Here is a 1,213-nt window from a genome sequence, read left to right on the forward strand (position 1 = left end):
CATTTGCTGTGTGTCCACCATGTACTCAATCACTTGCGAAATACTGCGCCGGGTTCCGGGGTAATCCTTTGCCAATTCGTTTTCAATGCGAACGTCCTCAATGATATTGAGAAGTGCCTTACGGATCGGCTTGGACGACGCCTTCTGCACCATGTCAAAATTGGTATGCCGAATATGCGCCGCTTCATGAGCCAGATAACCCCAAGCTATCTGTTGATAGTGTGGGTCGTCTGGGTTTGCTGTTGGGATCACAATCCGCTCACCATCGGTAAACGCATCTTGTCCTTGAATAAGCACCTTCACACCAAACTTTTCGCCATAAGCGGCGGCAACGATTGGCAGTGCGTTTTTTAATGGATGATTCATGGGAGTCTCCTAATCATTAGGGGGAATACTCCCTCAGCGGGAGCGTTTCCCCGCTGGGAATGTGAGTGTTTAAACCTGTGCTTTTAGCTTATCCAGATCGTATTTTTGACCTAACCAAGCCACCAATTGAGCTGGACTCTCGTGCTGCTCAAATGACGTTTTAAGCTGGTCTAAACTCAGGATGTCATCCAATGTCAGACCGTACTGGTCTTGTAACTGAGTAGACACCTCGTGTTGATATTGCAGCCAGGCCCGCTCAAAAGCGGTTTGCTGCAATGCCATGTTTGGAACAAATACCATGGCCGTTACCCAAGCTCCTTGTGCGTCCGCATCTGCGATCAAAACAGGGTTCTTGGGGATCACGACACTATGTGTTGAGTACGACCGTTGTACTAACGTTCGACAACACGCCACTTCTGGTATCGATTCACTTTCAACCGCATCAGTCACACCACGAAAATGTGCTTCAAACTGGTTCAGTTGGCTGGGGTTATGGATGGTTGATTGCATAATTTCCTCTTACATAGTTCAGAGGACATGCGCCCTTAAGGGCAACATGCCCTCAAGGACGTTAGAAATAAAATGAGTTTGGTACAGTCGAACCAAGGTTTGGTCTGACGGTTGGTTGTGGTATTGCACGTAAGTTATCTGCCTGAGCAGATACTGGCTGTGCGGGTTTAGGTTCAGGTTTGGGCATCAGTTGTCTGATATCCAATTGACCTTCACCGTGCATTCTCATCTTGTCTGGATCAGACAAAATTAAAATGGTCGCCATCAGTTCGTGATAGAGATTGTCTGTCACAGGGCCGGTCTTCGGCAGACGAACAAATAAATTGTCCATCGCTTC

1 protein-coding gene and 2 pseudogenes are annotated in these 1,213 nt (G+C 47.7%); all 3 read right to left on the bottom strand.

The window, feature by feature from the left end:
• Positions 1-366: pseudogene (locus tag R7Z49_RS23425) on the bottom strand (hypothetical protein); the annotation flags it as partial.
• 69 nt (positions 367-435) lie between these two features.
• Positions 436-876: a hypothetical protein gene (locus R7Z49_RS23430; protein ID WP_024015929.1), complete on the bottom strand. Its 441-nt coding sequence runs from the start codon at positions 874-876 to the stop codon at positions 436-438.
• Between the two features lie 61 nt (positions 877-937).
• Positions 938-1,213: pseudogene (locus R7Z49_RS23435) on the bottom strand (DUF3150 domain-containing protein); the annotation flags it as partial.

The organism is Vibrio sp. 1562, assembly GCF_033340155.1.
In the GTDB taxonomy this organism is placed as follows: Bacteria; Pseudomonadota; Gammaproteobacteria; order Enterobacterales; family Vibrionaceae; genus Vibrio; species Vibrio alginolyticus.

Excerpts from the sequence above, each read along its gene's own strand:
- R7Z49_RS23430 (WP_024015929.1), bottom strand. The coding sequence starts at position 876 with ATGCAATCAACCATCCATAACCCCAGCCAACTGAACCAGTTTGAAGCA.